Source organism: Streptomyces sp. NBC_01707 (genome assembly GCF_041438805.1).
In the GTDB taxonomy this organism is placed as follows: Bacteria; Actinomycetota; Actinomycetes; order Streptomycetales; family Streptomycetaceae; genus Streptomyces.
This window is the reverse complement of record NZ_CP109190.1, coordinates 1,294,491-1,320,169: the sequence shown is the minus strand read 5'-3', so window position 1 is coordinate 1,320,169 and position 25,679 is coordinate 1,294,491. Positions and strand designations below refer to the sequence as shown.

The window sequence follows — 25,679 nt, the reverse complement described above, 5'->3', positions numbered from 1 at the left end:
CACTAGGATTCATCATCGTTCAAGGCCTTTGCCTGACCTTTTTGGGATCCGCATGGGCATGCCGCGAATCCTGGCCGAGTCCGGCAGTTTCTCCGATCCGGGCAGCGCGACGAGTGCAACCGCGACAATCAAGAGGTGCCAGGGTTCAAGGCCGTTGCGCAGCTCCTCCGTTCCCCCTTCCGTCCGATGTTCCGGAGTCGGTGGATCCGGACGGCTGTGGGCGGATCCGCTGATCCACTTGCACAGCGACACTTGTCGGATTGCGCAACTGTGCAACGTTGGGGCGGGGGCGTACGTCTTCCTCCGTGGAAGGCGGAACGCCGGACGGACGAGGTGACCGATGACGGGCAGCCACAAGGTGGCGGCAGGCTTACGACAGGGCAGTCGGCTGCGACGCACCGCGACCATGGGGATGTCGATCCTCATCCTGCTCGTCGCCGGCGTCGGCTGGGGCTACCTCAAGCTGACCGGCCAGATCGACACCTTCAGCGCGGACGGGATCTCCGACGACCGGCCACCCTCCTCGGCGAACGGGCAGAACGTCCTCGTCATCGGATCGGATTCACGCTCCGGCGCCAACAGGAAGCTGGGCGGCGGCAAGGGCACCGTGGGCCGCTCCGACACCGCCTTCCTGCTCCATGTGTACGGCGATCGCCGGCACGCGGTCGCCGTGTCCATTCCTCGTGACTCCCTCGTCGACATCCCCGCGTGCAAGACGCCCGACGGCGACTGGACCGCACCGCAGCACCACGTCATGTTCAACGGGGCGTTCTCGGTGGGCGACACCGCTGAGGGCAACCCGGCCTGCACCCAGAACACCGTGGAACAGCTCACAGGCCTGCGCGTCGACCACACCATCGTGGTGGACTTCTCCGGATTCGCCGCCCTGACGTCGGCTGTCGGCGGAGTCCCGGTCTGTCTGCCGCAGGACATCTACGAGCGCGACCTCAGCCCGAACCGGCCCACACGAGGAACCCTGGTCTTCGCCAAGGGCCCGCAGACCGTCTCCGGGCAGCGTGCGCTCGACTACGTCCGGATCCGGCACGGCATCGGCGACGGCTCCGACATCGGACGGATCAAACGCCAGCAGGCCTTCATCGGCTCCCTCATCAAGAAGGTCAAGTCCCGGGGCATGAACCCCACCACCCTGCTGCCGCTCGCCAACGCGGCCACCGACGCGATGACCGTCGACCCCGGCCTCGGATCGGCCGACCGGCTGCTGTCGTTCGCCATGTCGATGAAGAACATCGATCTGCGCAACACCAAGTTCGTCACGGTCCCTTGGCGCTACGAGGGTGCGCGCGTCGCGATCGTCGAGCCGGAGGCCGACGCGCTGTGGGCGGCGCTCAAGGCCGACCGGGCGATCGACGGCCAAGGCGCCGGCGGCAAGGGCAGGAGCGGCCGTGACGGCACGGGGCCGGTTGAGGCGTCACCGACTACCGCCGCCCCGGCCGCGGTCTCCGGCACGGGCATCAGCCTGGCCGTCTACAACGGCACCACCGTCACCGGACTCGCGGCCCGCGCTGCCGAACTCCTGCGCGTCCACGGCTTCACCGTCACCCTTACGGCGACCGCGAGCACCCAGGACCACACGTCGACCGTCGTCGAATACGGGCCGGGCCTCCGGAGTGGGGCGGAGACCACCGCGCGGCTCTTCACCGGAGCGCGGATCACGGCGTCGGACTCCCCGGGCATCCGAGTGATCCTCGGCAGCTCGTACGCACAGAATCCGTCGCCCGCCGCGACCACGACGCCCGGTGCCGCTCCGTCCACCGGCGGCGGAGTCAGGTCAGCCGACGAAGACCTGTGCGCCGACCTCTCCTACGGCTGACCGGCCCGGCTCCCTCGACCCTTGCGGAACTGCGGGCGTCACGCCCTCGTACGGAGCTGCAGCGCAGGGTGTCGCGGCGCCGCGAAGCCGAACGACTCGTACAGACCGGCGCCGTCGCCGGTGGCATTGAGATCGACGACCGTGACCGGGGTCTCCTCACGGAACCAGGTGAGCAACGCGTCGAGGCACGCCCGGGCGTACCCGCGGCGTCGACGGCGTGGATCGGTACTGACATTGGAGATGTGACCGTGCAGTCCGCTGGGATTGGCCGGGCTGGGCGCGTGCGCATCGCACGCACCAACCGCACTCGCGACGACGCCGATCTCGGGATCGACGACCAGGAACGCGGCGAACTCGTCCGGCAGCCGCAGGCGCTCGGAGAACCACAGCGCCGATGCCGCACGCCATGGCGCGTCGGCGTCGCCGGTCTGCATTCCCATGTCCGACAGCATCAGCGCTCGCATCCGCACCAGAGCGGGCACATCGTCGAGGGTCGCGCGACGCACGCACACGTCGATGTGCTGCAGGCTCATGAACATCTCCTGTTCTGCGGCCGGCGGTTACGGGCCGCTCTCTGCTCATACGCGTACAGCTCGAGCACCATGGCAGACAACAGGAATTCGAGCGACGCCAGCAGGACACCGATAGTTGCGCCCACTGGCCCCACGAACGAATCGCCCCTGCGCCGAAGAAGCGGAGTCACCCCGGGCCGGTGCGGCAGGATCCTGCGGTTGCGCTGCTTTCCGGCACCGAGGTCACGGAGCGCACGCGCTGCACGGCTGCGTTTCCGACCCGTGCTGCGAGCTGGCGGACCATGAGGCGTACGACCGTCACCACGTCGGGATCGGCCACCACATACACCGGACGCAGCCCTCGCACCGCGATCGCGCGAGACCGGCGGAATTCGGTTTCGTCAGATGCCGGCTCGCCGACGGCAAGGTGCCACGGGAAGGCCCCGCACCCGACCGCACAACCACGCCGGGTTCAGGTCTGGCTGGAACCCGGCTCCAATTCGGCTCAAACAGTGATCTCATACGAACACCGAGTGGTCTCTGTCCGGCCACTCCGGTCAAAATCCGATCACGTTGCTCGGGGTGGGGCCACCGCTTGCCATGCTGTCACCCGTACCGCAGCCCACAGATACCGAACCGAGCCCGTCAAGATGGCTCTGATCTGCACTTTTCCATATTGAGGCTCACGGGTGAGAGAAGTGATCGATGTCTTCCGAGGACGCTGACAGAACGGGCGGAGAGACGGTCCAGGGATCGGCTGCACAAGCCGCGGAGACCGACGCTCTCGCGCTGAAGATATTGGTCGCCGGAGGCTTCGGGGTCGGCAAGACGACACTCGTCGGCGCGGTCAGTGAGATCCGGCCGCTGCGCACGGAGGAACTCCTCAGCGAGGCCGGACAGTCGGTCGACGACACGGACGGGGTGGATCAGAAGACCACCACGACCGTGGCCATGGATTTCGGGCGCATCACCATCCGGTCCGGCCTCTCGCTGTACCTCTTCGGCACACCGGGGCAGGACCGGTTCTGGTTCCTTTGGGACGAACTCTCCCAAGGGGCCCTCGGCGCGGTCGTGCTCGCCGACACCAGGAGGCTCGAAGACTGTTTCCCGGCCGTCGACTACTTCGAGCATCGCAGGATCCCGTTCGTCGTGGCCGTCAACTGTTTCGCGGGAGCTCGCGCCTACGGCGAGCGCGAAGTGTCCCGCGCCCTCGATCTCGACCTGGGGACACCGGTCGTGCTGTGCGACGCACGCGACCGCGACTCGGGCAAGGAGGTCCTCATCCGCATGGTCGAGTACGCCGGCCGGATGCACACGGCGCGGCTTCTCGACTCGGTGGGCTGAATCTTCCTGTGCGACTCGCGGATGGAGGAGGGCGCTTGCTCGTACGTGAGCTGTACGCAAGGCTTACGCGCAACGTGGGAACGCGGACACGTACGGGGAACGCATGAGCGGGGAGGAGCGGGGAAATGGCGCTGGACAGGGGACTTGACTGGCTCCTTGACGATCTCACCGGCCGCGTCGAGCACATACGGCACGCCCTGGTGCTTTCGAACGACGGCCTGGTGACGGGAGCGAGTACGGGGCTGGCGCGGGAGGACGCCGAGCATCTCGCCGCGGTTTCGTCGGGGCTGCACAGCCTCGCCCGTGGCTCGGGACGGCACTTCCGGGCCGGCAAGGCGAGGCAGACGATGGTGGAGTTCGACGAGGCGCTCCTCTTCGTGACTGCCGCAGGAGACGGTAGCTGTCTGTGCGTGCTGACCGCGGCCGAGGCCGACGTCGGTCAGGTCGCGTACGAGATGACGCTGCTGGTGAACAAGGTCGGAGAACATCTCGGTGTCACCGCACGACAGGGCGGTCACGGAGGAGTCAACCGTATCTGACCTTACGGAGCCCGTCCGACCTGCACTTTTCGCCCGGCCGTGAGGGTTGTCCACAGGCCGGGCGAAAGTCTTCCTTCCGAGATACCGTGATCACAGAGCGTTACGGAACTCGCGGAACCTCACGGGGGAGGACGACCATGGCTGTTACGGAAGCAGCGCGTACAGAGGTGCTGTGCGCCGAGGCGGCCGCTGCCGCCGACACCACTGGCGGGACGGCTGCTGCGGGACGAGCGGCGCAGGAACTGGGTCTGAAGCGGGGTGAATTCGAACTCGCGGTGCACCTGGGCATCGTGCGCACCACGGCGGAGCAGACCGGCGGCAGGCCCAGGGTGAGGCGTGAGGAGATCGACCGGCTCCGGCCGGAGTCAGGCTTCCCGGACGCGGTGCGCGATCGGGTTCGTACGGTGGGCACGGCCGAAGGGGCACGCCTGCTCGGTATCAGTCCCGTCCGGTTCACCAGACTGGCCCGGGCTGGATGCATCACGCCGGTCACGTTCTATCTGAATCGGTATCGAGCGGTTGTCTGGCTCTATCTCGCCCAGGAAGTCCTTGACTTCGCGGCCCGGGCCCCTCAATTGCTGAACGGGAACAGCCCGACCTGGATGAGGGCCCGGCTGGATGCAGGCACCGACTGGCGGGCGCGCAACTGGCGCGCACAACGGATCGAGCGGCTGCTGAGCCGGACGGAGGATCCCTGGCGGCGCGCGGCAGTGCTCGCCGGCGTGCTGGATCCGGTGCAGCTCGCGGAGGTGGTCGACGATCCGTACGAGCGCGCCTACCTCGCCAAGGTCCGGCCCGAGCCGGTCTTCGGGCCGCCCGGCTCCGTCGCCGCTCGTGAGGCCATGGCACAGTTGATGCAGGCCGACGATCCGGACGAGATCCTCTGGCGGAGGATCAATCTGATCATGGAGCTGGACGGCGCACGGGCGTCGCGACAGGCTCCGCGTCCGGGAGACGACCATCGGTCCGTTCCCGTTCCCGTCGCCGATCCCGGTACTGAGTCCCTGCTCGGTCCCGCCCCCGGACTGCTCACCCGACTCGGTCTGCGAAGGCGGGTCACGGGGCGCAGGGCGACGGGGAACGGGGTGCCGACGAAGACCGTTGAATGAACGGGACACGACGGACACGATGGATACGCAAGGAAAGAGGTGAGTCGTGGGGGAGAACAAGAGGCGAATGCTGGCCGGCGACTGGTACATCGCGGACGATCTCGAACTGCGCGCGGACACCGAGCGGCGCATCGAACTCTGCGAGGCCTACAACACCGCGGCGCGGGCAACGCCGGGTGAACGGCGCAAGATCCTGGGGGAGCTGCTCGGCGCGGTAGGGGCGGATGTCAACATTCGCGCGCCGTTCCACTGCGACTACGGCTCTCGTATCACCATCGGCCCCCGTACATTCATCAACTTCGGGGCGGTGTTTCTCGACGCGGGGCCCATCACGATCGGTGCGGACGTACAAATCGGCCCGAACGTGCAGCTTCTCACCCCCAGCCATGAGTTGGACACCGAGCGCCGCCGTGCGGGCTGGGAGAAGGCGGACCCCGTGACGATCGGGGACAACGTATGGCTCGGTGGCGGGGTGATCGTCTGTCCCGGCGTGACCATCGGAGCGAACACCGTCGTCGGCGCGGGATCCGTCGTGACCAAGGACCTGCCGTCGGGAGTGCTGGCGGTCGGCAGCCCCGCCCGAGTCATTCGTACTCTCGACCCGGGAGAGGGGGAGCAAGCGTCCGCCGGGCGTGACGAATAACGGTTCGCGAAGGGCGCTCCGCACCGGCATTGTGTCCTCATGCTGATCAGGGAAGCCACCACCGAGGACTGGCCCGCCATCTGGCCGTTCTTCCACGAAATCGTTGCCGCCGGGGAGACGTTCACGTATCCGCTCGAACTGGGCGAGGACGACGCCCGGGACTGGTGGCTGCTGAAGGAGCCCAACCGTACGGTCGTCGCGGTCGACGACGACGGGACGGTCCTCGGTACGGCGAAGATGAACAACAACCATATGGGCAACGGCGGGCATATCGCCAGCGCCAGCTACATGGTCGACCCCGAGCACTCCGGTCAGGGAGTCGGCCGGGCGCTGTGCGTGTACACAGTGGAGTGGGCGCGCTCGGCAGGGTTCCGGGCGATGCAGTTCAACGCCGTCGTGGAGACCAACCACTATGCGGTGCGGCTCTACCGCTCACTCGGGTTCGAGGTCCTGGGGACCCTGCCCGAAGGGTTCAATCACCCGAAGCACGGGTTCGTCGGTCTGCACATCATGTATCGCGCGCTCTGACTCGGGAGGCTGCTTTTCGGCCTGTCGGCGGGGCTGCTGCTTCCCGGGCTGCTCCGGGACCGGCCCCTACGCTCACTTCGCGCCACCGCTCGACGAGCCGCAGCACCAGCGGAGTGTCCGGCATATACCAACCCGAGGTGATGTGGTGACAGTTGTGACCTCGCGTGGCGCATGGGTCGGTTGCGCGGACAGTTATGAGGGGCAGTACTGTGCGCTCCACCGCCATTCGGGCGATGAAACATGTGGAGGAAGAATCCATGACCATACCCAGGAGATCGTGGCGTGCCGCGGGAACGTACGCGGCCGTTGCGGTTGCCGGCCTGACCGGCGCGGTCCTCTGCGCCGGACCGGCCGCAGCTCACACCCCCACCTGGGCCGTGACCTGTACTGATGTGAGCCTTGACCTGACCGCCTACAACGGTGGCGTCACCAACCAGGTGACCGTCACCGTCGACGGAAAGGACCTCCTGCCCACCGAGACGTTCGGCAAGGAGTTCCACAAGAAGCTCGAGCTGCCTCAGCACGACAAGGAACTGACGGTCCACCTGGTCGTCAAGGCCGGTGACGGCGACCGGTTCTCGAAGGACGAGACCAAGACGGCGCCGGTGTGCGCGGACAACACCCCGAAGCCGACGCCGACGGTGTCCGAGTCGAAGCCGGCCGAGGAGCCGACCACGGCGGCGCCCACCCCGAGCGCCACCCCGAGCGAGAGCTCCCCGGAGACCGCGCCCGCCGCGGCCTCGCCGAGCCCCAGCTCGCCCGACCTGGCCGAGACGGGTTCGTCGTCGGCCACCCCCGTCATCGGTGGTGCGGCTGTCGCCGTGCTGCTGGCCGGTGGCGGCATCATGTGGTCCGTGCGCAAGCGTCGCACCGCACAGCACTGACGTAGCTCAGTGGTCCGCTGGTCCGTAGCGCGGGACCGCGCCACGGACCATGGGGCGAGGGGCGTGCCGCATCACGCCGCGCGTGGCGGCGTGCCCCTCAACTCGGGCCCTCAGAAGGGTCCGCGGACTCCTCGGGGTCGGGCGGCTTCACAGCCGCACCGGGTCCCGCAGGCCGGGTCGGCTTCCGGGCCCTGGCAGTGGAGGCGGATGGTGCCGATGGTCCGATCTCGCACCAGACGGCCTTCCCTTCGCCGCGCGACTCGATTCCCCAGCGGACAGCGATGGCATCGAGGAGCAACAGGCCGCGTCCCGATGTTGCCGTTTCGCCAGGAGTTCGCCGCCTCGGCCAGGCACTGGAACGGTCCTGCACCGACAGCCGCACCCGCCGGACGGATTTCGGAAGAACCTCCAGCGTGAGTACTGCCCCGCCGTCCGTGTGCAGCAGCACATTCACCAGCAGTTCACCGGTGATCAGTTCGGCGTCGTCGGCGAATTCGGCCAGGTTCCAGTCCTCCAGGGCCTGACGCACCATCGCCCGGGCTTCGGAGAGCCCCTCGGGATCCGCCTGGTGGATGTACTGGTGCAATCTCGGCGCTCGAGGCGAGCCCGGGTCCGGACTGCGCCGCAGCACCAGTAGTGCGACATCGTCCCCCGCGCCCCAGCGCTCCCAGAGCCGGTCGGACAGATGGTCGGCCAGGGCCTGCGCGCGAGTGGGACCGGCGCGCACCTCGTGGACCAGCGCTCGGACGCCCGCGTCGATGTCGGCTCCGGGCTCCTCCACGAGGCCGTCGGTGTACAGGACGAGCGTTTCGCCGGGCACCAGGTCGAGACGGGTCTCCGGGTACTCCTCGTCCTCGAAGGCGGTGGAGATCCCCAACGGCAGCCCGCCCCGCACCTGTGGAAGGCCGATCCGTCCGTCCGTGTGACGGATCAGCGGACCGAAGTGTCCTGCGCGGACCATGCGCACGGTCCCCGAGGAGAGATCGACCTGCGCGTACGTACAGGTGGCGAAGCGATCCGTGTCCAGTTCGGCGAGGAACCGCGAGGCCCGAGCCAGCACCGTGGCCGGCGGGTGCCCCTCGGCGGCGTACGCGCGCAGGGCGATCCGTAGCTGGCCCATGATGGCGGCGGCGTGGGTGTCGTGGCCCTCGACGTCGCCCACCACGATGCCGAACCGGTTCTTGGGCAGGGGGATCACGTCATACCAGTCGCCGCCGACCTGCCGCCCGCTCCACGCGGCGTGGTAGCGCACGGCGATCTCGCCGCCCTTGATCTCCTGGATCTCCCGGGGAAGCATCGCCGACTGCAGCCCTGTGGCGAATTCGCGCTCCTCGTCGAAGAGGGTCGCACGTTGCAGCGACTGGGCAACGATGGCCGCGAGCCCCAGACACAGATTGCGCTCGTCGGCGTTGAAGGCCGTGCGCTCCTGGTAGAAGAGCGCAAGCCCGCCCAGCGTACGTGCCTGGGCGACCAGTGGTAGATACGCTGCGGCGCGGAACCTCAACCGGTCCACGTACGGCTCCAGCGCCGGGTAGCGCCGGGTGAGTGCCCCGATCGAGGTCGCGAACCGTGGGCGACCTTTGAGGATGGTGTCGGCCAGCGGGAATCGAGGGTCGAGATCTCTGGCGGCGACCTCGGTTATCGCCTCAGGAGCGTCGCCGCTCAGTGCGATGACGTTGAGCGCGTTGCCCTCCACCAGCGCGAGTGCGAGCCCGTCGGCGCCGAGCCTGGCGAGTCCGCCCGGGCCGGTGAGCGCGGCGGTGACATCGTCCACGGTCACCGCGCGCGACATAGCACTTGTTGTGCGTTCAACGATGCTGGTCTGGCGCTGGCGGCGTTTCTCCAGGTCCAGCACGAACGCCGAATGGGTGATCTCCGCGGTCGCATCCCGTACGACTCCGATGATCCGGTGCGCCTGTCCGTCGTCGCTGCGCAGGACCCGGGCCTGGATATGGGTCCACTGGTGCGTGCCGTCGTCGAGCGGGACCTGAAAGTGGATGCTGTACGAGTTGCGGCTGCCGTGGATGGCCTCGTCGGCCGCGAGTTCCAGCCGTGTCCGCTCCACCGGTTCGAGACGCTCCAGCAGGGCCCCCGGGCGAGGGGTGAAGGTGTCCGGGTCCACTCCGAAGACCAGCAGGCCGGCGACGTCGATGTCCAGCGTCCGCGAGTCCAGATCCCACTCGAAGCTGCCCGTGCGGTTCAGCGCGAGCCGCTCCGCCGTCCCGCTCTCGCTGTCGTGGCGCCGGTCGAGCTGCACGCGGGGGGAGTCGTCGGATTCTGGCTTCCGGTCATTGTCGGTCATTCCTGCTCCGGAGATCGTCCGGCGGGACTGGCGGGCAGTGCGGCCTGTGTGCGGTGCTCGTATACGCCTCAATTGTCGAACCGGTTCCAGATGACTGCCACAGCGGACGACAGCCCCGGCGCCTCGGACGCTCCTTACCGCCCCCTGCCCCCGGCACCCCCTGCTGCCCCGCCCCACCGCCCACCACGCACAATGAACAGCGGAAGATCGTCCGTGACCGGCGGGCGGTACGGCACAGGGGCTGACCGGAGCGCGCTCATGAACAACGAAGACCCCGTCCTGGTGCACACCGAGGGCCACATCCGGCACATCACGCTCAACCGGCCCCGGGCGATCAACGCGCTGACCCACACCATGGTGCTCCGCATCGACGAAGCCCTCGCCGCGGCGGAACGCGACGACTCGGTCACCGCAGTGCTGCTGAGTGGGGCAGGGGAGCGCGGTCTGTGCGCCGGGGGTGATATTCGCGCCATCTACGAGGACGCCCGAGCGGGCGGCAGCACATCGGTGGGCTTCTGGCGCGACGAGTACCGGCTCAACGCCCGTATCGCCCGCTTCCCCAAGCCGTACGTCGCACTCATGGACGGCATCGTGATGGGCGGCGGCGTCGGGGTATCCGCCCACGGCAGCATCCGTATCGTCACGGAACGCTCACGCGTCGCCATGCCGGAGACCGGCATCGGCTTTGTGCCCGACGTCGGTGGAACCCACCTCCTCGCCTCCGCACCCGGCGAGCTGGGCACCCACCTGGCGCTCACCGGGGACGCGGTCGGCGCGGGCGATGCGCTGCTGTGCGGCCTTGCCGACCACTTCGTCCCGTCCGAGCACCTGGTGGACCTCACCCGGGATCTCGCCGGGTGCACGACGTCTGCCGAGATCGTGGCGACGGTGCGGCGATATGCCACGGCGCCGCCCGTCGGTGCACTGGCCGCGCACCGCGACTGGATCGACGCCTGCTACGCGGCGGACTCGGTCGAGGAGATCGTCGACCGTCTCCAGACCTGCGGCGTACCCGCTGCGAAGGAGACCGCCGAAACGATTCTCAGCAAGTCGCCCACAGCACTCAAGGTGACCCTCGCCTCGGTACGCGGTGCACGGCGTCTGGGGAGTCTGGAGGCGGTGCTCGACCAGGAGTTCCGCGTCTCCTGCGCCGCCTTCACCCGGCCCGATCTGGTGGAGGGCGTGCGCGCCCAGATCATCGACAAGGACCGCAACCCGCAGTGGAGCCCGGCCCGGCTCGCCCAAGTCTCCTCGGCGGACGTGGCGGGCTTCTTCGAGCCGCTGGGAGACCGTGAACTCGGCCTCGCCCGCGACGCGTCGCCCACGGGCTGAAGCACGAGGCGGGCGGCGAGGGCACGGGCTCACGTCGTGAGGGCATCGGCTCGTGCCGTGAAGCCGCGGCCATGGTCGGCGCACGAAGACCGCAGCCACACCGGCGTCGCAGAATGTGCAGACCGGTGTGCGTGGCTTCCTGGTCCCGCGGACCTTCGTCAGGCATCCGTCTGTCGACGTCGGCGGGCGAACCGTTCGCCGCGGCACCGCCTCCGTCGGCCTGCCTGCCCCTCGTGGCGGTCAGTGACCGCTGCCGGACATGCTCGGCTGAAGGGACCGTACGAGATCGAAGAGTCTGGCCTCGTTCCCGCAGAGCCCCGCACGCCGCAACGCGCCGTCGGCCTCGGCCATCGGGGAGGCGAGCAGCGACAGGTACAGCGGCGCCTGGTCCTGGTCCGCGAGAGCTGCCCGAGTCGCTTCCAGTAACCGGACGTACGCCTGGGCCGCAGCGAGCTCGTCATCGTGCATTTCAGCATCTCCTGGTCAGAGGTGTCGGACCATCAAGCATCTCTCATGGGTCTGACAACGCGGTTCAGGAGTGCGCTGCGGGGACGTCCAGGGCCGTTCCGTAGAGACGGGAGACCCGAATGCGGATCACCACGCGGCGGTCAGTCACGACCTGTTCCAGGAACGCGGATTCTTCCCCCGTGTCATCGAACCCCGGTGTCATGGCGAGCAGTTCACGACCGGTCGCGTCACCGGGAACGGCTGTCGCCGCCGAGACCTCCGCATCGCCTTCGGCGACGGCGAACGAGAAGGCATCCGGCCCCTGTACATGCAGGGCGGCCCGCGGTGCGGTTCGCAGCCGGCGCACCTTCAGGCGGTCGGCCGTGGCGGAGATGCGTATCACGCGCTCCTCGGGATCCCAGTCGTACAGCACCGTGGACAGATGTGGGTGGCCGCTGCGCCTGACGAAGGAGAGCACTCCGAACCGCTGATCGCGCAGAATTCGTGACAGCTCGTCATCGGTGAGCGCGCGCGGTGCCGGCCCGGCGCCCGGCTGCTGCTCGTCCTTCGCTGTTTCGTCGGTGTTCGCGTTCATGAGGCGACCTTTCGTCGGTGGCGGTCGGGAGGAAGGGGAGGGGGAGGGGGAGGGGGAGGGGGAGGGGGAGGGGTGGGTCAGACAGTCGCCGCGTCTCTCTCCGGGGTGGTGAGGGGCTTCGGACGCTGCGGGCGCAGTACCGCGAGGGCGACGAGGAAGGCGGCGACGAGGAAGCCGGCGCCGACCATGAACGCCAGGTGGTAGCCGCCCGTCAGTGCTGCGGCCCCGCTCTGTCCTTCCGCGAGCAGCTCGTCGGTCCGGGAGGCCGCCAGCGTGGACAGCAGTGCGATGCCCACGGCCATCCCGATCTGCTGGGTGGTGTTGAACAGCCCGGACGCGAGCCCGGCGTCATCGGCCTTCGCGTCGGACATGCCGAGCGAGGTCAACGCCGGGAGCGCGAGACCGAAGCCGGCCGCGAGCAGCATCACCGGAAGCAGATCGGTGAGGTAGTGGGCATGGACGGGTACGCGCGCCAGCAGCCCCAGCACCCCGACCAGCAGCACGAGTCCCGCCAGCAGTACGCGTCGCTCGCCGAATCGCGCATTGAGGCGGGCCGAGATGCCCAGGGACACCATGCCGATGACGGCGGCTGCGGGAAGCATGGCGAGTCCGGTCCGCGCCGAGCCGTAACCGAGGACCTTCTGCAGATAGAGGGCGACCAGAATCTGGAACGAGAACAGTGCGGCGACCATGAGGAGTTGGACCAGGTTGGCACCGGCGACTGTGCGCGACCGCAGGATCCGCAGAGGGAGGAGCGGGGTTCCGGCGCCGGCCTGGCGGGCGATGAACGCGCCGAGCAGGACGGCGGCCGCCGCGCCCAGACCGAGCGTATGAGCCGATGCCCAGCCGTGGTCCTCGACCTTGACGACGGTGTAGATCGCCAGCATCAACCCCGCGGTGACGAGGACCGCCCCGATGACGTCGGCTCCGGCGCGGAGGCCGAGACCGCGGTCGGTGGGCAGCACGGCCACGGCGACGGCGAGAGCCGCGAGCCCGATCGGCAGGTTGATGAAGAAGATCCAGTGCCAGCTGAGGGCGTCGGTGAGGACCCCGCCGAGTACTTGACCGATCGACGCACCGGCCGCACCGGTGAAGCTGAACACGGCTATTGCGCGGGCGCGTTCCCGGGGCTCGGTGAAGAGTGTCACGAGGATGCCCAGGCCGACGGCGGACGCCATCGCGCCGCCGATGCCCTGCAGGAACCGGGCGGCGATGAGCAGCGCGGGCGTGGTGGCGAGGCCCGCCAGCAGTGATGCGACGGTGAACGCCGCGGTGCCGGCCAGGAACATGCGCTTGCGGCCGAGCAGGTCGCCGAGCCGTCCTGCGAGCAGCAGCAGGCTGCCGAACGCGATCAGGTAGGCGTTGACGACCCAGCTCAGTCCGGCCGGGGTGAACCCCAGATCGTTCTGGATGGCCGGCATGGCCACGGTGACGATGGAGCCGTCGAGGATGATCATGAGCATCCCCGTAGCGATCACCCCGAGGGCCAACCGGCGGGAGCGGGTCGTGAGGGCGGGTCTCGTGGACGAAGGGGTCGGTGCGGGGCGAGCAGAAGGAGCGTGCATGCGATCTCTCCTGTCGGGTGAGGTGACAGGAGAGAAGTTAGCAGATGGTTTTGTTGCAGACTATTTGTTTCGGGTCGATCTGCTGGCCGCTACCCGCGCTGACGAGCCCGGCGAACCGTCTGCGGGCTCTCGGAGGGAGTGGCCAGATGCCCGTCCACCAGGCGCTTCATCGCTTGCAGCAGCACCTCACGCTCGTCCTGGGGGAGAGAGCCGAGTGCCCGCTCGTGCACCCCGTCGACAAGCCTCTGGCTGGCCTCGGCGACCTGTGCCCCCTTCTCGGTCACCGCGATGATCCGTGCGCGGCGGTCCCTGCTGGACGGGCGGCGCTCGGCGAGGCCGGCCTTCTCCAGAGCGTCGACCGTCACGACCATCGTGGTCTTGTCCATGTCGCCGATCTCGGCGAGCTGGATCTGGGTCCGCTCCTCCTCCAAGGCGTGGACAAGGACGCAGTGCATGCGCGCCGTGAGCCCGATCTCGGCGAGCGCCGCGGCCATCTGGGTCCGCAGAACATGGCTGGTGTGATCCAGCAGGAAGGAGAGGTCCGGTTCGGTCCGGGCGGGTGCCATGGCAGTCATGCCGCCCAGGGTAATCGCGATTCGGTCCGTGGTGGATTATCCGGCAGCAGGCCTATCCGGTGGCCGGCCCCGCCGACGGCACGGGCAGGCTATGGAAGGCTGCGACGCACCAGTGCTCGGGCGAACGATTCCCCGGTGGTGCGGGCGTACGCCATCCGTTCGCGCACCTCGCTCATGGTGCGCGGACGGTAGCCGGGACCGCCGCAGCAGCTCTTGTGGAAGCGGATGCCCGCATGCAACAGGACCGAGAGAGTGCGCCAGGCGTCCGTGTCCCGACGCCGGGGTGCGGCGAAGGCCGAGCCGACATGGATCAACGGCTGTGTGCAACGCGGGCAGATCCGGTCGTGGTCTCCCGTGCGGCGCTGCTTGTACGAGGCTCGGCAGGGCAGACAGACGTACGAGGTCTTCGCGTGGGACATGCGGGGAGCGTAGGCCCTGACCGGCCCGGCGGCGACGGATATTCGTCAGGGCGGGCGGGGCGCACCCCAGCCTGTTGCGGGGAGTCACGGAACCGCCCGCCCGGCCCGGTGGTTCGCACCGGCGTCGAGCGGACGGTCCACGTCGCCTCCGAAGCGCAGGGGGCGACCGGCCGGCAGCCCCCTGCGCTCCGCGTCACGTCATCCCGTGTACTGGGCGAACACCCGCGTGTAGTCCCACGCCTGCTGGCTCACGCCGGAACAGGTGTCGGCTCCGCCGCCCGTGCAGGGCCGGTCACGGTTCACCGACCAGAAGGTGAGCCGCGCCAGGTGGTGCTGCTGGGCGTAGGTGAGGATGGTGCGGAAGTCGTCGACCGTCACCGTCTCGTTGTCGTCGGTGATGCCGTTCATCGACGAGATGCCGATCGACCGGTACGTCTGGTCGTCGCTGTATCCGTACGCGCTCTTGACCGCGTTCTTCAGCCCCTCGGCGGCACGTGTGGTGAGCGTGCCCATGTTCTGTCCGGCGCCGCCGAAGTCGAAGGGCATTATCGTCCAGCTGTCGACGGTCAGCCCCGCGGAGGCGGCCCTGTTGATCAGGCTGGTGTCGGGGCCGCTCTGGCCGGTACCGAAGGTGACGTACACCTTGATGCCCGGGTTGTTGGCCTTGATGGTCTTCAGCGCGTCGACCGTGCGTTGCTGGACCGTGGCGTTGCTGTAGGCGTCCGCCTCGATGTCGATGTCGATCGCCTTGAGACCGTACGCGTTGATGACCTTCTGATACGCGGCGGCGAGCTCACCCGCGCTGGAGCAGGAGCTCTCCAGCTTGTTGCCGCTCCAGCCGCCGAAGGACGGGATGACGTCCCCGCCGGCGCCGCGCACGGTGTTGATGGTCTGCTGGTCGACGCCACCCGTCAGGGGCCGTCCGCCGTCCCACTGCGGGTTGCAGTAGCCGTTGCTGAGCACGAACGCCAGGGTGAACCACTTCACGCCGGTGGCGTTCATGACGGTCGTCGGGCTGGGCGGGCTGCCCCAGCCGTTGTACAGGTACGGTGCCACGGCCATCGTTCCACCGGGCGTGGGGGTGCCGCCGTCCGAAGGCGCGGTCCACTTCTGGTTGGCGGTTCCGGAGCAGGTCCAGATCTGGAGCCGGGTGCCGTTGGCGGAGGAGTTGCCGGTGGCGTCCATGCACTTGTCGGCCTGGGCGTTCACGATGTCGTGGGCCGCGGAGACGGACCACTTCTGGTTGGCTCCTCCGCCGCAGTCCCACAGTTGGAGCTGCGTGCCGTTGGCGGTGCCGTTGTCCTTGGCGTCGAGGCACTTGCCGAGTGCGCGGATCGTACCGTCGGTGCCGACGGTCCACTGCTGGGCGGCGGTTCCGTTGCAGTCGTAGAGCTGGACCGCTGTTCCGTTGGCGGCGGAGGCACCTGCCACGTCGACGCACTTGCCGCCCAGCCCGGTGATAGCGCCGGTGGCGGTGGCCGCGGCACTGGCCGTGGCGGGCAGGGTGACGAGCGAGGCTCCGGCGGCCAGGAGGAGAGCTGCCGGGAGGGCGAGCGGGCCGAGGCGGCGGCGCGAGCCGGGGGTGGGGCTCATGCGGCGTTCACCGTCCACTTCTGGTTGGCGGTTCCGGCGCAGGTCCAGATCTGGAGCCGGGTACCGTTGGCGGAGGAGTTGCCGGTGGCGTCCATGCACTTGTCGGCCTGGACATTCACGATGTCCCGGGCGCCGGACACCCCCCATCGCTGATTGGCTCCGCCGTTGCAGTCCCAGAGCTGAAGCTGGGCGCCGTCGGCCGTGCTGTTGTCCTTGACGTCGAGGCACTTGCCGAGCGCGCGGATCGTACCGTCGGTGCCGACGGTCCACTTCTGGGCGGCGGTTCCGTTGCAGTCGTAGAGCTGGACCGCTGTTCCGTTGGCGGCGGAGGCACCTGCCACGTCGACGCACTTGCCGCCCAGCCCCGTGATGGTGCCGCCCGTACCGCCGGATCCGCTGTCACTGGTGGTGACGTGCACGTAGTCGACGACGAGCTGTTGCGGGAAGGCGGTGCTGCCGTCGGGGTCGCCGGGCCAGTAGCCGCCGACCGCGAGGTTCATGATGATGAAGAACGGCTTGTTGAACACCCAGCTCTTGCCACCGAGGTCGGCCGGCGTACGCCGCTGGTAGACATTGCCGTCCACGGACCAGGTGATGGAGTCGGGGGCCCAGTCCACCGCGAAGGTGTGGAACGCGTCGGCGAACGCCTGGCCGCCGGGGAGGGAGTAGCCGGCCCCGATGCCGCCGGAGCCGGAGTACCCGGGGCCGTGGATGGTGCCGTGCACAGTGCCCGGCTCGAAGCCGACGTTCTCCATGATGTCGATCTCGCCGCTGTTGGGCCAGCCGACGCTGCCGAGGTCGTCGCCGAGCATCCAGAACGCGGGCCACATGCCCTGACCGCGCGGGATCTTCATCCTCGTCTCGACGTGCCCATACGTCGAGGTGAACTTGCCGGCCGTGTTCAGCCGGGCGGAGGTGTACTCGCACCGGCCGTACCAGCACTGGTAGTTGCCGGGGTTGTCCTTGCGGGCGGTGATGACGAGATTGCCCTGGCCGTCGAGGGCGGCGTTGCTGTTGCCCGCCGTGTAGTACTGCCGCTCGTGGTTGTTGACGTTGTCGCCGGTCTCCGTCTGCCACTTGCTGCCGTCGACCGCCGATCCGGCCGGACCGTTGAAGTCGTCGGAGAACGTTGTCGCGGCGGCCGCGGCGGCGACGCGCGGTTCGGGTAGAGGGGCGGCGCCCGCGGGGGCGGCGGCGGTCACCGCGCCGGAACAGCACAGCAGGGCAACGAGGTACAGCGCCGTCCGACGCCGTCTGGGGGTTCGCACAGTCATCACATCACTTCACGGTGGGGGCATGCTCATGACAGATTGCACGGTGAACCGGCGCCCGGGTGACGTTCGGTCCCGACGCTTAATTCATTTCTTGATTTAAGTGTTGGCACGAGAGGGCGTCAAGGAGCTGGTACGGACCTTCTGTTGACGGACCGCACCACCGACGTGTTCAGGACTTGAACGCCGCTGTCATGACTCGACCTCCAGGAACCTGCGGCGCCGCGGCCCCCGGTACAGCAGCGCCGTCCACCCCAGCCGTTCCAGCGCGGCCGCACACCGGGTCAGCTCGGCCTCTTCCTCGTGCGCGGCCCCGCTGCCCGGCGGGCCGAGCCACTCCACCCGTACGATGCCGGGCGTCTCGCCCGCCTGCACGCGATACCCGGACGCGACCCGCTGCCCGGACGCGTCGACGGCCGAGGGAGAGCGGCCGTCCGCCTCCAGCGCCAGGGCCACCGCCCGTACCGCCCGACGGAGCTCCCACTCGGCCGGCACGCCCTCCGGGTCCTGCCGGCCGGTATTGGTGAGCCGCCGGATCTGCAGCAGCCCCTCGAACGCCGCCCGTACCGACGCGGCACGCCGCTCCGCAGGGCCCGAGGGCAACGGGCCGTCCCCTGTGGCCGGTTCGAATCCGGCGTCGTGGTCGTTCCCGCTGCTCATCCGCGTCCCCTTCACCGAACCCGCCCTCCTGCCAGTGTGCGTCGCCCCACTGACAGCGGGCCGCGCCCGACCGGCCGACCGGCACCGCTACACCGCTGCGGCGGGCCCCGAGCCGAGCACCTTCCCGGGATTCAGGATGCCGTGCGGGTCCAGAGCCGCTTTCACCGCGTGATGCATCCCCAGCACCGCAGGCCCCAGCTCCTTGGCCATGCCGCGCATCTTCAGCAGCCCCACCCCGTGCTCGCCCGTGACCGTCCCACCGAGGGCGATCGCGTCGTCGAGGATGTCCTCGAAGGCCAACTGGGCGCGCGCACGCGCAGCTTCGTCACCGGGCGGCGTGATGATCAACGGGTGCAGATTGCCGTCACCGGCATGCGCGATGTTGGCCACCAGAATGTCGTGCCGGGCCGCGGTCCTCTCGATCCGGGCCAACATTTCCGGTACCGCGGTCCGTGGCACGCAGACATCCTCGGTGAGCACCGGACCGAGCCGCTCCAGCGCCGGATAGGCCAGCCGTCGCGCCTGGAACAGCGCGTCCGCCTCCTGCTGGTCCGTGGAGACCACGGCCCATGTGGCGCCCGCCCGCTCGAAGCAGTCCCGGACGGCCTCGGCCTCGGCGTCACCCTCGGCACCCGGGGTGTCGACCCGGCCGAGCAGCACCACATCCGCGTCGGCGGACAGCCCCATCTTCTTCCAGGCGTCGACGGCGGCGAGGCAGTGCCGGTCGACCAGTTCGAGCGCCGACGGGATCACGCCAGAAGCGGTCACAGCGGTCACCGCCTCACCTGCGGCGACCACCGAGGCGAAGTATCCGGCCACGGTCCGCTCCTGCGGCCGCGCCGGCCGCAGCCGCACCGTGATCTCCGTGATCACGCCGAGCGTGCCCTCGGAGCCGACCATCAGCCCGGCCAGGTCGTACCCGGTGACGCCCTTCGCGGTACGGCGGCCGAGCGACACCACCTCGCCGAGTCCGTTGACCACTTCGAGGCCGAGCACATAATCACGCGTCACGCCGTACTTGACGCAGCACATCCCCCCGGCGTTCGTCGCGACGTTCCCGCCGATCGTCGACCAGGGTGAGCTCGCGGGATCCGGCGGATACCAGAGCCCGTGCTCCGCGCAGGCCGCCCGCAGGTCGTCATTGACCACCCCGGGCTGGACGACGGCCAGCCGCTCCGCGGCGTCGATGTGCACGATCCGGTTCATGTCCTCGAAGGACAGCACGATCGCCCCGTCGACAGCGTTCGCGCCTCCGGACAGACCGGTTCCCGCACCGCGCGGCACCACCGGGATGCGGTGCGTAAGACAGTGCCGCACCACATCCCGCACCTCCTCGGTGCTCTGCGGGCGCACGACCGCGACGGGTGTTCCGTACGGGGCCCACTCGGCCTCGTCGTGCTGATACCGGGCGAGTCCGACCGGATCGGTGAGCACCCGCCGGGCCGGGATGCTGTCGACTGGTGTGTTCGCCACGTCGGTGGCCACCTCCTCCAACGATGCAAGCCTCCATCTTGGCGCGCACCGTTTGCTACCTGGGCCGGGAGGGGGCCAGGGCACCCGGGAAGCGAGGATGCCCGTCCGCGTGCGCTCGGTCCGCGGCGCCTCGGTAGGCTCGACCGCCCAGGCACTTCGTACACCAGAGGATCCACCGCACCGTGTCCGACAACACCCCAGGCTCCGGCACCGACCGCACCGAGCTGCGCGGCGACGGCGCCGAACGTGCCGCCCTGCGCGCCGACTGCGCGAACTGCTTCGGGCTGTGCTGCGTCGCGCTGACCCTGACCCGGTCGGCGGACTTCGCGGTCGACAAGGACGCCGGGGAGCCCTGCCACAATCTGCAGGACGACTTCCGCTGCGGTATTCACACCGAGCTGCGGACCCAGGGCTTCCCGGGCTGCACGGTGTACGACTGCTTCGGCGCGGGCCAGAAGGTCTCCCAGGAGACGTTCGACGGAAAGGACTGGCGGCAGGCCCCGCAGACCGCTCAGCAGATGTTCCAGGTGTTCCCGGTCATGCGGCAACTCCACGAATTGCTCTGGTACCTCACCGAGGCCCTGACGCTGCCGGCGGCCCGCCCCCTCCACGGCGAGATACGACGCGTCCTCGACACGACCGAACGCCTCACACACGTCGCCCCCGACGCGTTCGCCGACCTCGATGTTGCAGGACACCGGGACGACGTCGCCGCGCTGCTGCTGCGGACCAGCGAACTCGTACGGGCCACCGTCCCCCGCAAGAAGAAGCGCAACCACCGGGGCGCCGACCTCATAGGCGCCCGGCTCAAGGGCGCCGACCTGCAAGGGGCCGACCTGCGTGGCGCCTATCTCATCGCAGCCGACCTCACCGGCGCCGACCTGCGTCTGGCCGACCTCATCGGCGCGGATTTCCGGGACGCCGAGCTGTCCGGAGCCGACCTGACCGGCAGTCTGTTCCTCACGCAGGCGCAGCTCAACGCGGCGCGGGGCGACGCTGCCACGAAACTCCCGCCGTCGCTCAGTGCCCCCACGCACTGGGACAGATGACCGACGTCACCCGCCCTTCGGTCGGCGTCGCGAACGGTTGACGTCCGTGGTTCGTTGCACAGTGTGGCGTACCGGAAGAACCTTCGAAGCCCGGACCGAGGAGCCCCGCACATGCCCAGCCGAACCGACACCGGCCGCAGAGACCCCGGCGACCCCAGCCGTACCGACGCGAGCCGTACCCGCCTGATCGAGCAGCTCATGGAACGGTTCCCGCACGTGCCGCGGGAAGCCGTCGTCAAGGAGGACCTGCTGCGCGGCGGCGTGGCGTTCGACGAGTCCGCGCTCAGCGACAACGAGGACGGCGACGTCAAGCCGAAGTCGTACTTCATCTTCTCCTTCGACCACGGCACCCTGCCGGAGCTGGGCGCGGCCGCCCTGCGCCGCCCGCCCGAGGAGATCGTGCTCACCGGAGGCCCGTACGAGCTGCGCCGCACGGTCGTGTCGGTGCGGGTGAACCCCGCGTCGCCGTACCGTGTCGCGGCCGACGCGGACGGCGTCCTGGGGCTGTACCTGGACGGCAGGCGGATCTCGGACGTGGGGCTGCCGCCGATGCCGGACTACTACCGGCACACGCTCGCCAACGGCAAGTCGGTGATGGAGGTCGCGCCCACCATCCAATGGGGCTACCTCGTCTATCTGACGGTCTTCCGCGTATGCCAGTACTTCGGCGCGAAGGAGGAGTGCCAGTACTGCGACATCAACCACAACTGGCGCCAGCACAAGGCCGCGGGACGCCCGTACACCGGTGTGAAGCCTGTCGAGGAGGTGCTGGAAGCGCTCGCCATCATCGACCGGTACGACACCGCGAAGACCTCCACCGCCTACACCCTCACCGGTGGTGCCATCACCTCCCACATCGGCGGCCGCGACGAAGCGGACTTCTACGGGCAGTACGCCAAGGCCATCGAGGAGGCCTTCCCCGGCCGCTGGATCGGCAAGGTCGTCGCGCAGGCGCTGCCGAAGGCCGACGTCCAGCGCTTCCACGACTACGGCGTCCAGATCTACCACCCCAACTACGAGGTGTGGGACCGCCGGCTGTTCGAGCTGTACTGCCCCGGCAAGGAGCGCTACGTCGGCCGCGACGAATGGCACCGCCGCATCCTCGACTCCGCCGAGGTCTTCGGTGCCCGGAACGTCATTCCCAACTTCGTGGCGGGCGTGGAGATGGCCGAACCGTTCGGCTTCACGACGGTCGACGAGGCAATCGACTCGACCACCGAGGGGCTGCGGTTCTTCATGTCGCACGGCATCACCCCGCGGTTCACCACCTGGTGCCCGGAACCCACCACGCCACTCGGGAAGACCAACCCGGACGGGGCACCGCTGGAGTACCACATCAGATTGCTGGACGCCTATCGCTCGACGATGGAGGAGTACGGGCTCAGCTCGCCGCCCGGCTACGGTCCGCCCGGACCCGGGCGCGCCGTGTTCTCCGTCAGTTCGTTCATGGACAGCCTGCCGGCCGCCCCGGACGACGCCCGGTAGACGCGAGAGGGCCCCGAGGCCGGGCAATGCCCGGAGGACGGGCGCCGGTCGGTCGGCCGTCGGACAACGCCCGTGCGCAGGAGGAGCGTTCGCGTACGACTTCGGCGAACCCCCGCACCAGGGCGTTGTCCGTGCCGTCGGCTCACGCGCGATTCGGCCCCACCAGCGGAATCGGAGGTGGAAGCGGGAGCACCGGCGAACACGCCGCCGGTCCCCGCCCCCGCCCTGCCGAACGCAAGCATGAGTGCGGACCGGGCCGGTGCGGTCAGGCGCGCCACTCCGCCGTGCGTTCGGGCGAGGCGGCGGCGAGCGCCTTCGCGATGGCCTCGGCGTCGCCCTGGTTGCCGTAGACGGGAGTGCCCGGCTGCTGGCGCCAGGACTCGTCCAGACCTCCCGCATCCACTGTGTCGAAGCCCAGCTCGTCGATGAGATCGCGCACGATCTGCTTGGCGGCTGCATCGTCACCGGCGACCGGCAGGGCCTGGCGGCCGGGGCTGCCCTTCGGAAGGGCCTTGGAGAGGAGATCATCCGCGTAGGTCCCGTTGAACGCCTTGATCACCGGGTGCCCGATCTGCTCCTCGGTCCACCTGCTCTCCGCCAGCCCGTCCTCGATGGCGGCGACACGGCCGTCACGCTGCTGCGGGTAGTAGTTGCCGGTGTCGATGACCGCGACGTCCTCCGCGGCACCGTTCAGGAACCCGGCGGGCAGGTTCGGGACTGCCTTCACCGGGATGGTGACGACCACGACACGGGCGCCCTCGGCCGCCTCCGCCGCGGTGACCGGGGTCGCTCCGGTCTCCTCGGCGAGCGCGGTGAGAGTGTGCGGGCCGCGGGAGTTGGCGATCGACACCTCGTGGCCCAGCGCGGTGAGACGCCTGGTGAGGTTGCCGCCGATGTTGCCCGCTCCGATGATTCCGATCTTCGTGACTCCTCCCCCTCGTGAACGAGGGGGCTTCTCGCTATGCCGGTCGGGCTTCGCGACGGACCAGCCCGGCCCGTAGAACGTTGACAGCTCCGACTGTGTCGGCGTGCGCGCTGTGGCCGCAGGCTACGCAGTGGAACGTGTCCTGTGTGGGCCGGTTCTCCTTGGCGGTGTGCCCGCACTCGGGGCACCGACGGGAGGTGTTGCGGGGGTCCACGGCGATCACTTCCCGTCCGGCGCTTTCAGCCTTGGCGTGCAGGATCGTCAGGAACACCCCCCATCCGGCATCAGAGATCGAGCGGTTGAGCCCGGTCTTCGCGGCGGCCCCGTTGGGCAGGAAGACGCCCGGATGGTCGGGGTTGTGCTTCGGCGTGGGGGCCTTGGTCATGTTGCGGATCTTGAGGTCTTCATGCGCGATGAAGCCGTGCTCACGCACCAGAGCGAGAGCGGTCTTATGTGCGTGATCAACGCGCTGTCGGCGGACCTTCCCGTGCAGCTTGGCGACCTTCTCGACAGCCCGTCGGTGGTTGGCCGACCGCTTGTCCCGGCGCACACGCGGGAACTTCGACAGAGTTTGTTGTGCGGCTTCGAGCTTCGCCGCGTTGGTGCGGCCGTGGCGCGGGTTGGGCACGAACCCGCCGTTGGAATCGGCGAGGAAGTTCGCTATGCCCAGGTCGATGCCGACCGAGCTGCTCGTCGCGGGCAGCGGCTCGGGCCGCTCCTGCTCGGCGGTCAGCACAACGAACCATTTGCGGCCCTCGCGCTTGACGCTGACTGTCTTGACCCTACCGATCACGGCCCGGTGCTGATGCACCTTGACGTGCCCGACACCTTGGAAACGGACGCGGGTGACCAGGTCGTGCGGCGTGGAGTCCCACCGGCAGCCGTCGCCGTCCTTCGGGAACTCCACCGTGTCGAACCAGTTGACGCCCCGGAATCGGGGGTAGTCGGGCGTCTCGCCGGACTTGACCCGGCGGAAGAACGCGGCGAACGCCTTGTCCAGGCGGCGGAGCGTGACCTGCTGCGAGGAGAACGACCGCCGCCCCTGCCGCTCCGGGTCGAACGCCCTGATTTCCTTGAGCTGAGCCGACTGCGTCCCGTACTTGACACTCGTCTTCGACACATGCCGGTAGGCGTCGCGGCGTTCCTGCAACGCCCCGTTGTAGAGGGAGCAGTGATCGGCAAGCATCGCGGTCAGTGCGACGGTCTGGCCCACGGTGGGCCGCATGAGGAACTTGTACGCGCGGATCACCGGCCCACCCCCCTTCGGTCTGGTTCCGCTGAACATTCTACGCTTGGTGTATGTCACCGCGGTGGGAACCAAATCCCGATATCCGAACCGGGCGTCACGTCGCCTACAACCTGCACGCACACTTGGTGTTCGTAACGAAGTACCGGCGCGGGGTGTTCGATGACGCGATGCTCAGCCGCTGCGAAGAGGTGATGCGTGAGGTCTGCGTCAGCTTTGAGACGGAGCTGCGAGAGTTCAACGGCGAGGCCGATCACGTCCACCTGTTGGTGCACTACCCGCCGAAGGTCGCCCTGTCCAAGCTGATCAACTCTCTCAAGGGAGTCAGCTCCCGCTACCTGCGCGCCGAGTACACGGGCCGCATCAACCGGATCGGCATGGGGTCCGTCTTCTGGTCCCGCTCCTACTTCGCCGGGTCCTGCGGCGGCGCACCGCTGACCGTCATCCGTCAGTACATCGAAGGCCAGAAGCGCCCTACCTGACCGTCACTCCTGCAAGCGCAGAGAGCTCCGGCGCTTCGCGCCTTCGGACCATGGATGCGCTTCCCTCCCCGGCTGAAGCCGGGGATACCACGCAAGATCAGGGATGGATCCGACCTTCCGATGGTGCGTGCGGTGTGCAATGCGGTCTCGCCGCTTCACCAACCTCTGGGCGTCGGTGCCTATTCCGGGTGGCCGGAAGTCAGTGCGCGCGGTGGGCGGGACGGGTGAGTACCGGTGGCTGCGGGCACGTACAGAACGAGAAACGGAACCAAAGAGCCCACTTGAAGGCGGAACCCATGCTGCACGGCGTCGATGTCAGCTCGTACCAGTCGTCCTTCGACACGGATGGACTGGACTTCGTTTTCATCAAGGCCACCGAGGGCCGTTCGTACGTCAATCCACATCTGGCCTCGCAGGTGAAGCGGGCGAGGGACGCCTCATGCGTGGTCGGCTTCTACCACTTCCTGTGGCCGGGCAATCTCACGGCGCAGGCGGAGTACTTCGTGAGCAAGGCCCCGGAGAAGGCCGGTGACCTGCTGGCCGTCGACTGGGAGACCACCGGCGACGGAACGCGCGCGACCAACGCCGAGAAGGATCGCTTCATTCGCGAGGTCAAGCGCCTCCGGCCGGACCACCGGGTTCTGCTGTACTGCAACCGGCACTTCTGGCTGAATTACGACACCACGTCGTACGCCGGTGACGGCCTCTGGATCGCCGACTATGTGACCGCGGGCAAACCACGTATCAAGGCGACCTGGCGCATCCACCAGTACACGGACGATCCGCTCGACAAGGACGTGGCCGCCTTCGCCTCGCGCACCGCGATGCGCAACTGGGCCCGGCCCTGACGGTGTCCGGTCGATCGGACCG

The 25,679-nt window shown here is 68.8% G+C and carries 25 protein-coding genes; 12 read left to right on the top strand and 13 right to left on the bottom strand.

The features are described from left to right. Positions 1 to 340 precede the first annotated feature (340 nt). A complete protein-coding gene (locus tag OG963_RS06215; protein ID WP_371798618.1) occupies positions 341 to 1,831 on the top strand; it encodes an LCP family protein in 1,491 nt (496 codons plus the stop codon). 38 nt (positions 1,832 to 1,869) lie between these two features. On the opposite strand, the gene OG963_RS06210 is transcribed toward OG963_RS06215, so the two are convergent. Continuing rightward, positions 1,870 to 2,364 (bottom strand): GNAT family N-acetyltransferase, encoded by a 495-nt coding sequence (locus tag OG963_RS06210; RefSeq protein WP_093770592.1) that lies wholly within the window; start codon positions 2,362 to 2,364, stop codon positions 1,870 to 1,872. 684 nt (positions 2,365 to 3,048) lie between these two features. Between OG963_RS06210 and OG963_RS06205 the strand changes: the two genes are divergently transcribed. The 6 genes from OG963_RS06205 (at position 3,049) to OG963_RS06180 (ending at position 7,390) form a co-directional block, all read left to right on the top strand. Beyond that, positions 3,049 to 3,687: an ATP/GTP-binding protein gene (locus OG963_RS06205; protein ID WP_319739758.1), complete on the top strand. Its 639-nt coding sequence runs from the start codon at positions 3,049 to 3,051 to the stop codon at positions 3,685 to 3,687. 125 nt (positions 3,688 to 3,812) lie between these two features. Beyond that, positions 3,813 to 4,226, top strand: a complete 414-nt coding sequence (locus tag OG963_RS06200) for a roadblock/LC7 domain-containing protein (RefSeq protein ID WP_030932976.1) — start codon at positions 3,813 to 3,815, stop codon at positions 4,224 to 4,226. A gap of 137 nt (positions 4,227 to 4,363) precedes the next feature. Next, positions 4,364 to 5,335 carry a DUF6397 family protein gene (locus OG963_RS06195; RefSeq protein WP_319739757.1) on the top strand — a complete coding sequence of 324 codons (972 nt, stop codon included), beginning with the start codon at positions 4,364 to 4,366 and terminating at the stop codon, positions 5,333 to 5,335. A gap of 46 nt (positions 5,336 to 5,381) precedes the next feature. After that, on the top strand, positions 5,382 to 5,978 hold the full coding sequence (locus OG963_RS06190; RefSeq protein WP_093929076.1) for a sugar O-acetyltransferase: 597 nt from the start codon (positions 5,382 to 5,384) through the stop codon (positions 5,976 to 5,978). A 39-nt stretch (positions 5,979 to 6,017) separates the two neighbouring features. Then, complete coding sequence (locus OG963_RS06185) at positions 6,018 to 6,506, top strand: GNAT family N-acetyltransferase (protein ID WP_093770598.1); 489 nt, start codon at positions 6,018 to 6,020, stop codon at positions 6,504 to 6,506. A 257-nt stretch (positions 6,507 to 6,763) separates the two neighbouring features. Continuing rightward, entirely contained in the window at positions 6,764 to 7,390 is a 627-nt protein-coding gene (locus tag OG963_RS06180; protein WP_093770600.1) for an LAETG motif-containing sortase-dependent surface protein, read from the top strand. A gap of 97 nt (positions 7,391 to 7,487) precedes the next feature. On the opposite strand, the gene OG963_RS06175 is transcribed toward OG963_RS06180, so the two are convergent. After that, positions 7,488 to 9,692, bottom strand: a complete 2,205-nt coding sequence (locus tag OG963_RS06175; protein ID WP_093770602.1) for a SpoIIE family protein phosphatase — start codon at positions 9,690 to 9,692, stop codon at positions 7,488 to 7,490. Positions 9,693 to 9,950: 258 nt separating this feature from the next. Between OG963_RS06175 and OG963_RS06170 the strand changes: the two genes are divergently transcribed. After that, positions 9,951 to 11,024 carry an enoyl-CoA hydratase/isomerase family protein gene (locus tag OG963_RS06170; RefSeq protein WP_371798617.1) on the top strand — a complete coding sequence of 358 codons (1,074 nt, stop codon included), beginning with the start codon at positions 9,951 to 9,953 and terminating at the stop codon, positions 11,022 to 11,024. Positions 11,025 to 11,264: 240 nt separating this feature from the next. On the opposite strand, the gene OG963_RS06165 is transcribed toward OG963_RS06170, so the two are convergent. The 9 genes from OG963_RS06165 to OG963_RS06125 form a co-directional block, all read right to left on the bottom strand. Next, positions 11,265 to 11,492, bottom strand: coding sequence for a hypothetical protein (locus tag OG963_RS06165; RefSeq protein WP_093770606.1), 228 nt, complete (start codon positions 11,490 to 11,492; stop codon positions 11,265 to 11,267). Positions 11,493 to 11,556: 64 nt separating this feature from the next. After that, positions 11,557 to 12,066 carry a pyridoxamine 5'-phosphate oxidase family protein gene (locus OG963_RS06160; RefSeq protein ID WP_371798616.1) on the bottom strand — a complete coding sequence of 170 codons (510 nt, stop codon included), beginning with the start codon at positions 12,064 to 12,066 and terminating at the stop codon, positions 11,557 to 11,559. 77 nt (positions 12,067 to 12,143) lie between these two features. Beyond that, the gene (locus tag OG963_RS06155) at positions 12,144 to 13,631 is read right to left on the bottom strand and encodes an MFS transporter (protein WP_371798615.1); all 1,488 of its coding nucleotides are present in this window, start codon (positions 13,629 to 13,631) and stop codon (positions 12,144 to 12,146) included. Between the two features lie 89 nt (positions 13,632 to 13,720). Continuing rightward, complete coding sequence (locus tag OG963_RS06150; RefSeq protein ID WP_371798614.1) at positions 13,721 to 14,206, bottom strand: MarR family winged helix-turn-helix transcriptional regulator; 486 nt, start codon at positions 14,204 to 14,206, stop codon at positions 13,721 to 13,723. An 89-nt stretch (positions 14,207 to 14,295) separates the two neighbouring features. Beyond that, positions 14,296 to 14,625 (bottom strand): deoxyxylulose-5-phosphate synthase, encoded by a 330-nt coding sequence (locus OG963_RS06145; RefSeq protein ID WP_093929074.1) that lies wholly within the window; start codon positions 14,623 to 14,625, stop codon positions 14,296 to 14,298. A gap of 198 nt (positions 14,626 to 14,823) precedes the next feature. Then, a complete protein-coding gene (locus OG963_RS06140; protein ID WP_371798613.1) occupies positions 14,824 to 16,218 on the bottom strand; it encodes an RICIN domain-containing protein in 1,395 nt (464 codons plus the stop codon). Further along, positions 16,215 to 17,492 (bottom strand): family 16 glycosylhydrolase, encoded by a 1,278-nt coding sequence (locus OG963_RS06135; protein WP_371798612.1) that lies wholly within the window; start codon positions 17,490 to 17,492, stop codon positions 16,215 to 16,217. The genes OG963_RS06140 and OG963_RS06135 overlap by 4 nt, the downstream gene beginning before the upstream one ends. Positions 17,493 to 17,681: 189 nt before the next feature. After that, on the bottom strand, positions 17,682 to 18,149 hold the full coding sequence (locus tag OG963_RS06130; RefSeq protein ID WP_093770618.1) for a hypothetical protein: 468 nt from the start codon (positions 18,147 to 18,149) through the stop codon (positions 17,682 to 17,684). Between the two features lie 87 nt (positions 18,150 to 18,236). Continuing rightward, positions 18,237 to 19,622 (bottom strand): FAD-binding oxidoreductase, encoded by a 1,386-nt coding sequence (locus tag OG963_RS06125; RefSeq protein WP_093772137.1) that lies wholly within the window; start codon positions 19,620 to 19,622, stop codon positions 18,237 to 18,239. Between the two features lie 224 nt (positions 19,623 to 19,846). Here OG963_RS06125 and OG963_RS06120 point away from each other — a divergent pair, with 224 nt between their 5' ends. Both OG963_RS06120 and OG963_RS06115 read left to right on the top strand, forming a co-directional pair. Then, positions 19,847 to 20,671, top strand: coding sequence for a pentapeptide repeat-containing protein (locus OG963_RS06120; RefSeq protein WP_093772139.1), 825 nt, complete (start codon positions 19,847 to 19,849; stop codon positions 20,669 to 20,671). 111 nt (positions 20,672 to 20,782) lie between these two features. Continuing rightward, a complete protein-coding gene (locus OG963_RS06115) occupies positions 20,783 to 22,156 on the top strand; it encodes a radical SAM protein (RefSeq protein WP_093770620.1) in 1,374 nt (457 codons plus the stop codon). A 265-nt stretch (positions 22,157 to 22,421) separates the two neighbouring features. Here the strand turns inward: OG963_RS06115 and OG963_RS06110 are convergent, their stop codons facing one another. After that, entirely contained in the window at positions 22,422 to 23,075 is a 654-nt protein-coding gene (locus OG963_RS06110) for an NADPH-dependent F420 reductase (protein ID WP_093770622.1), read from the bottom strand. A gap of 40 nt (positions 23,076 to 23,115) precedes the next feature. After that, on the bottom strand, positions 23,116 to 24,330 hold the full coding sequence (locus tag OG963_RS06105; protein WP_371798611.1) for an RNA-guided endonuclease InsQ/TnpB family protein: 1,215 nt from the start codon (positions 24,328 to 24,330) through the stop codon (positions 23,116 to 23,118). Positions 24,331 to 24,380: 50 nt separating this feature from the next. On the opposite strand from OG963_RS06105, the gene tnpA reads away from it, so the two are divergent. Together tnpA and OG963_RS06095 are read left to right on the top strand one after the other, a co-directional pair. Further along, positions 24,381 to 24,809, top strand: a complete 429-nt coding sequence (gene tnpA / locus OG963_RS06100) for an IS200/IS605 family transposase (protein WP_093770624.1) — start codon at positions 24,381 to 24,383, stop codon at positions 24,807 to 24,809. 296 nt (positions 24,810 to 25,105) lie between these two features. Continuing rightward, positions 25,106 to 25,657, top strand: coding sequence for a glycoside hydrolase family 25 protein (locus OG963_RS06095; protein ID WP_093770625.1), 552 nt, complete (start codon positions 25,106 to 25,108; stop codon positions 25,655 to 25,657). The last annotated feature ends 22 nt before the right edge of the window (positions 25,658 to 25,679 follow it).